Annotated in this window: 7 protein-coding genes; 5 read left to right on the forward strand and 2 right to left on the reverse strand. The window is 49.2% G+C overall.

What is annotated here, in order from left to right; all coding sequences use genetic code 11:
* The 5 genes from F5984_RS26710 to F5984_RS26365 all read left to right on the forward strand — a co-directional run.
* On the forward strand, positions 1-226 hold a 226-nt coding region (locus F5984_RS26710; protein ID WP_221412979.1), incomplete at its 5' end, for a hypothetical protein.
* Between the two features lie 9 nt (positions 227-235).
* Positions 236-1,174, forward strand: a complete 939-nt coding sequence (locus tag F5984_RS26350) for a replication initiation protein (RefSeq protein ID WP_262884524.1) — start codon at positions 236-238, stop codon at positions 1,172-1,174.
* A gap of 15 nt (positions 1,175-1,189) precedes the next feature.
* Positions 1,190-1,531, forward strand: coding sequence for a BrnT family toxin (locus tag F5984_RS26355; protein ID WP_152127388.1), 342 nt, complete (start codon positions 1,190-1,192; stop codon positions 1,529-1,531).
* Positions 1,461-1,679, forward strand: a complete 219-nt coding sequence (locus tag F5984_RS26360; RefSeq protein WP_246169436.1) for a hypothetical protein — start codon at positions 1,461-1,463, stop codon at positions 1,677-1,679. Before F5984_RS26355 ends, F5984_RS26360 begins: the two co-directional genes overlap by 71 nt.
* Before the next feature lie 753 nt (positions 1,680-2,432).
* Positions 2,433-3,932 (forward strand): M43 family zinc metalloprotease, encoded by a 1,500-nt coding sequence (locus F5984_RS26365; protein ID WP_152127392.1) that lies wholly within the window; start codon positions 2,433-2,435, stop codon positions 3,930-3,932.
* Between the two features lie 63 nt (positions 3,933-3,995).
* Here the strand turns inward: F5984_RS26365 and F5984_RS26370 are convergent, their stop codons facing one another.
* Positions 3,996-5,375 (reverse strand): relaxase/mobilization nuclease domain-containing protein, encoded by a 1,380-nt coding sequence (locus tag F5984_RS26370; protein ID WP_152127394.1) that lies wholly within the window; start codon positions 5,373-5,375, stop codon positions 3,996-3,998.
* Entirely contained in the window at positions 5,372-5,797 is a 426-nt protein-coding gene (locus tag F5984_RS26375) for a MobC family plasmid mobilization relaxosome protein (protein ID WP_246169438.1), read from the reverse strand. Before F5984_RS26375 ends, F5984_RS26370 begins: the two co-directional genes overlap by 4 nt.
* Positions 5,798-6,251 lie beyond the last annotated feature (454 nt).

Here is a 6,251-nt window from a genome sequence, read left to right on the forward strand (position 1 = left end):
GAACTTTAGAAGCCAAATTTTTCTAAACAACTTGTTTTTTTTTACTTGTTGCAATACTTGTGGGCCTTGTAACTTGCTGATCTACAGTATCTTACAGGGGTATTTTGGAGGTTTTGGCGGGTATTTTGGAGGTTTTGGCGGGGGTATTTTGGAGGTTTTGGCGGGTATTTTCAAGCTATTTGGAGTATTATTAAAGATATATCTATTAGTATTACCTCCAAAATAATCTAAAATCGTGAGGAAGGAAATTATTCAGCCGAATCCAGTTACAATGGCTCGCTATCAATACAACGTATTCGAGAAGCGGATTATGTACCAGGTCATTGCCCAGCTTCAGCGCGAAATGAGAGGAGAGATTAAGATAGATGTGAGCCTGTTTGGAGACCGATATTTTCGTATCCCTTACAAGCTCATTGACCCCGAACAAAAAAGCTACTCAAAAGTCAGGGGGGCTATTGATGCCCTGCGGAAGAAGGATTTAGCTATCACCCACGACAAAGACCATTGGTTTACGGGAGGGTTGGTTAACTGGGGTCATCTCAAAGAAGGAGTATTAACGCTCTCTCTGCCGCCGGCCATCGCGCCGTTTCTGCTCGAACTAGCTACGGGCTTTACGGCCTATAGCTCCGTGGTGGTGATGGCCTTGCAATCCACGTACTCGATGCGATTTTATGAATGGCTTTCCCGCTTCCGTGACACGGGCAAATGGTACACTACCCCTGACGATCTGCGCGAGATGCTGGGGCTTAGCGACTCGAAAACGTACCAACACTATGCCAGGTTAAAAGAGCACGTTATTGATGTAGCACAAAAGGAACTACACGAACTGTACACTAATGGGCAATCAGATATTTGCTTTTCCTACACTGAGAAGCGTAAGGGGCGCGGACGGGGGGGGCAGGTGCATGAACTGATTTTTACGATTTTTTGGGCCGAAAAGGGAAAGTTAGCCGACGCAGCCAAGACAGAGGATTATTACTATGTCGCTCACTTTATGCGGACGCATTTTCAGGCCAAAACCGACGACTCTAAGCAGTACGTTGACAAGGCCCTAAACAGAATCATTGAACTCGATGCTACCCGTCGAGCGGCTGAGATTGCCGAGAAGGCCAAAGGGAAAGAAAACCCAGCCGCTTACTTTCGAGCCGTAGCCAAAAAAGAGTTGGGCATTTAACCGCAAGCCGATACAATGCCTGAATTTCAATGGGATAGTGGCAACACGAAACACGTCATCCAGGATTATCCAGAACGGCAAAATACCATTGAGGAAGTGGAGAGTGTATTTGCTGACCCTAACTTTCAACCAGTGCCAGATCGGGTTGACAGCCGGGGCGAACAACAATACAGCGGAGTAGGGTTAAGCAACCAAAACCGCCTGCTCTTCGTTGCCTTTACGGTTAGAGATGGCTATATTCGTCCATTCAGTTGCCGACCAGCTAGCCGCAAATCCAGAAACCAGTATGCTCAGGACTCCCAAAAAACCGACGATGAATACCCCCAAGAAGGTGGCCGGGCCGCGTTCGGCTCCTAAGCGGGTGGCCGTCATCAAAAACGGGCATACCGATGCTGAACTTGATGCAATGGAAGAACGTTGGGCGAACCATCCGGGCCCACGCCTGACGCTGGCCGACGTGCTGGCGATTGAGCTAGCTAAAGCTGAAAAAAACCACTCGTCTTAACGGGCTGATTCCGGGAAAAGTATCATAACATAACATTGGTTTATAAAACCACCCTTGGTATAATACAATAAGGGGCTAACTGGATTATCCAGTTAGCCCCTTATTGTATTATAGCTTAAACGTCATACCGAGTTCTACGCATAAGGCGGAGTCTGCGGAAAATAGACGAATGATCTTTTTGTATAACAGTTTATAGTATTATATGATGAAAAAATTTGATTTTATGTAACATTCTTTTTGATTTGTTCCAACCCTTTACGCAGAAATAGAGTCCATAGTGGTAAACATGATCGTTATGAGAACCCTACGTCGCTTACTACCTATCGCTGGCTTTTTAGCTCTGCTATGCTGTGGAAATGAAGACACAATGGTACTACCCACCAGCGGTTCAACTACAGTGGACCTTAGATTAGGTCAGGAAAAGACGCTGACCACTGCGGGCGAATCATCCAAGGTCATTAAAATCAAGTTTCGCGACCTGAGAGAGGGTCGATGCGCGGAGCAAAACTGTCCCTCGTGCTATGGTGGGTACGTTCACACCTATTTCGACATATCGGTCAATAACGCCCAAGACAGTTTACACCTAACTCGAATCTCTTGCGTGAAAGTGGAGAACCCCAACTTTGAGCAGCCTGTGGCGTTAGTTGACAGAGCCGAAGTTTTGGGGCTACGAATTGGCTTAGCCCGAATAACCGACTATACCGGTAACAATGACAAAAAGAACTACTCCGTTCAACTCTTAATATCAACTTTATGAAAAACTGTATACTTCTATTGCTGATACTGTGGCCTTGTGTCTTGTTGGGTCAGGACAAGAACAGGCAAGGACATCTTTGCTACTCATTTGGCCAGTTACCTACAGCGACGGAGAGGGCTCTTCAGCTTGCTCAAGAGAAGGTATCCAAACAAAGGGAGTTCAGTACACTCAATTCATGTCCGTACACGATTCGGGTTTATTTCCACATCGTCAGAAGAACGAATGGTACAGGCGGTCAAAATGTGAGTGTTATCAACACTGTGATGAGCAATCTGAATTCGGCTTTCGGTGCTCAAAACATAAACTTTCTGAATGTTGGCAATGGAGAAGTAAGAGACGACAACCTTTATGAATTTTCCGACGCCGATTTCAACACGTTGATTAATGGCAGTTACACTCGCTCCGATGCTATCAACGTGTATTTATTAGACGACGCGGCTACCTATGACGGCGGTAGAGCCGTAATTGGCGGAAACAGTTTAGTCGTCGGTGGAGCTTACCGAGCCACCAATCCCGATCAGTTTTTGGTACCCTCTTTGGTCGTCGCCCACGAGATGGGGCACTGCTTAGGTCTATACCACACATTTGAGACGTTCTTTGGTGCTGAACGCGTCAATGGAAGCAATTGTACTACTGCCGGTGACTTGGTTTGTGATACTCCCGCTCAAAGCCCTAATTACAATTTTCAAGAGGATAGCACTTGTGCTTACACTTTTAGTCTTCAAGATGCCAACGGAGATACGTACAACCCTGATGCTCGCAATATCATGAACTATGTCAGGCCGAGTTGCTTTCTTGGCTTCACCAGTGGCCAAGGGAATCGAAGTCGTAACACGATTGGTCTGGGGACAGGATTTGCTGATGCCGTTGAGACAACACCTGTGTATGTCGGGGGTACTTACAGTTACGGTACTAATACGTTTCCCATTACCGGTAATGCTGGCATCAGTGTTAGCAGTAGCACACCGACAATTTCATTCCTTTTGGCTAACTACGGGCGTACGACAACCTACCAATGGACCTTCACCAACCAAGTTGGTAGCGTTTCTTACAGTTCGAGTGGCCGTGCAGCCAACGTAACATTAGGTAATAGGGCGTCAATAACAGTTACCTGTAACTATAGTAATAGTTGTGGTTCTGGTTCAATTAGCTTTAACTGCTACAACTACAGTGGTAGCTTTCGCATGGCGGCTTACCCCAATCCGGTTAGTCAAGATTTGACCGTCGCGGCTATTGAACGCGATGAACTGGAACGTGAGCAAGCCGAGTTTGAGGATGAAGGTATGGCGGCCGATAAACCCGTCGAGGACAGCGATTTGATCGACATTGATGCAACCGTTCGTCTGCTGGACAAAACCGGCTCCGTATTGCAGGAGACTAAGCTGTCAAAAGGGAAGGCTAAGTTTAACGTCAACAAACTACCCGACGGTATTTATTACCTGCACATGCAGTACAAAGATAAACAGATTCGTAAGCAAATCAGTGTTCAGCATTGATCCGCAAAAACGTAAACGAAAGGCCATTCTCAAGGGTGGCCTTTCGTCATAATTGTGATGGACTCACATTCCCATACGGGGTCCTCGGTTCTGCCCCCGCTGTTGGCGTTGCTCCTGCTGCCGCTGCCGTTCTATCTCCTGCGCCTGACGCTTCTGCTCGGCGGCTTCCCGCTGCTGGGCAAACTCCTTTAGCGATAACACGGGTTGCTCCGGCTTCTGATAAAGCGGGGGGCTTATACTAAACCGGGGCTGGGGCTGGTCAGCGTCTTTGGCATAGATCCAGAAATCATAATGCTTCTCTTGCATCTGGTAGTAGAGTCCTGACCCCTGCGGGTTGTCCAAGTACGCCAGCTTTTGCCTGGCTTCGCGGGCCTTCTCACTCAGGCCGAACCACTGCCCGGCCTGACGGGTCAACTCCTGCCGCTGGGCCTGCGCCCACTGGCTCCGCCGTTGGTGGGCCTCGTAATCCTTTACCTGCTGGTCGAGCGACTGCTGTAGGGCGTAGCTGGGAGCCTGCTGCTTCAACTGCCGGGCCACATCGACGCTCGGATTTTGTCGCAGTTGCTCGGCGGCTTTGCCAATCCATTCGTTAGCGGCCCGTATCTGCGCGTTCTGGCCCTGCTGACGCTCGGCATACTGGTTGTACTCGGATTGCCATTTGCGCTCGACCTCGCTCAATTGGGGCACTTTGGGCCGATTTCGTTCGATCTGGGACACAATCCCGCTCAGACTGAGCTTGCGGTCGATCTCCGAGCCTTTGAAGCAGTGGCCACCCTTTTCAAAGCTGATGCCCGTTTGCTTTCCGGCTGCATTACGGCGTACCTGGTAGGTAATACCCTGCTCCCTCATGCGGTCGGCAAACTGCTGGGCACTCTGGCAACCGTCGAGCGCCCGGTGAGCCGCCTGGTAAATCTCGTGTTTGGTCTTGTCGGCTCCCCGGAGCTGCTCCTCGTGGATGCGGTCGGGGCGTTTGCCCTGCACCGGGGTCAGCTCATGTTTTTGACTAAGCTGCTTTAGCAGATGCTCCGAGCGTTTGTAGTTATGACTGTCGCTGATGGTCTGCCCATCGTTGGCCACCCGATTGGCGATAATGTGAAAGTGGGGGTGCTCCTTGTCGTGATGGCGGATGATGGCGTATTGGGTTCTATCCAATCCCATACCGGCCACGTAGTCGTGAGCAACGGCCAACATCTTCTCATTAGTCAGCCTGGGCGCGTCGTCAGGGTTGAAGCTGATCGACGTGTGCCACACGGCCCGCCCTAACTCCGGGTTGAGTTTACGCCCTCGGTTAAAGTCGGCGGTCATACTGGCTGCTGAGTCAGCCCGCACACCGACGGCTTCCAGCACTTCGGCCCGTTTTTCCTCCTGACTGTTCTTGTGGCCCTCGAACTGATAGCGCACACACCCGCCGAAGCTGGTGCCGATGGTGGTCTTACCAATCATTTCGCGTAACGGTCTAACAGCTCGCCTAACTCCTGCGCCCGGCGCTCCACCAACAGAGCCACCGACATAATACCATCCATATTGGCTTTACGAGCTAACTGGTTCAGGTTGTTGGACATCGTAGCAAGCTGCCGCAGCAAGGTTTCCTGCTCCGGCGTGATAACAGTTACCTCACCGTTGCACAATTCGCGAATCACATCGGCCATGCTGGTATTGCGCTGCTCGGCCAACTGCTGCACGTACTCATAACCCGCTGGTTTCAGCCGTACCTGTATGGCTTTGGTACGTTTCTCGTCGTCAGCCTTCTTAGGTCGTCCCCCTTTGCGGCTACGGGTTGTACCAGTTGCATGAGTTGCATCGGTTGTACGGGTTGCCTTCGGAGAGCCCATAATAACAGTGGGAACGGGTGATTTCTGTGTCATCTTTTGCGACGATAGGAGCAAAAGCAAGCCGTTTTGAGGTACGAAAAACATGGCTTGCTCCCTATTATTAGCAAGCAATCTACGCAGAAGCATGACCAATCCCAAATCAGCCACCACCCCCTACCCCTTTCCAATAAGGAGAAAGAAAACAGAAAACTATGTAACCTAATAGTGACATCGTGCCCTACTCTTCTTTTTATACGTTTTGCTTGCTTTTTTTCCCTTCTATTTTTCTCTCCCTTTTGGTTTATCCACAGTCCTTTTTGCTCATTTTTATTTTGGAGGTTTTGGCGGGAGTTATCCACAACCATAAAAGTCTGATATTCAGAACTTTAGAAGCCAAATTTTTCTAAACAACTTGTTTTTTTTTACTTGTTGCAATACTTGTGGGCCTTGTAACTTGCTGATCTACAGTATCTTACAGGGGTATTTTGGAGGTTTTGGCGGGTATTTT

It is taken from the genome of Rudanella paleaurantiibacter (assembly GCF_009184635.1).
GTDB classification, from domain to species: domain Bacteria; phylum Bacteroidota; class Bacteroidia; order Cytophagales; family Spirosomataceae; genus Rudanella; species Rudanella paleaurantiibacter.

Coding starts and splice junctions, on each gene's coding strand:
- F5984_RS26375 (WP_246169438.1), bottom strand. CDS start 5,797: ATGACACAGAAATCACCCGTTCCCACTGTTATTATGGGCTCTCCGAAG.
- F5984_RS26370 (WP_152127394.1), bottom strand. CDS start 5,375: ATGATTGGTAAGACCACCATCGGCACCAGCTTCGGCGGGTGTGTGCGC.
- F5984_RS26360 (WP_246169436.1), top strand. CDS start 1,461: ATGCTCAGGACTCCCAAAAAACCGACGATGAATACCCCCAAGAAGGTG.
- F5984_RS26365 (WP_152127392.1), top strand. CDS start 2,433: ATGAAAAACTGTATACTTCTATTGCTGATACTGTGGCCTTGTGTCTTG.
- F5984_RS26355 (WP_152127388.1), top strand. CDS start 1,190: ATGCCTGAATTTCAATGGGATAGTGGCAACACGAAACACGTCATCCAG.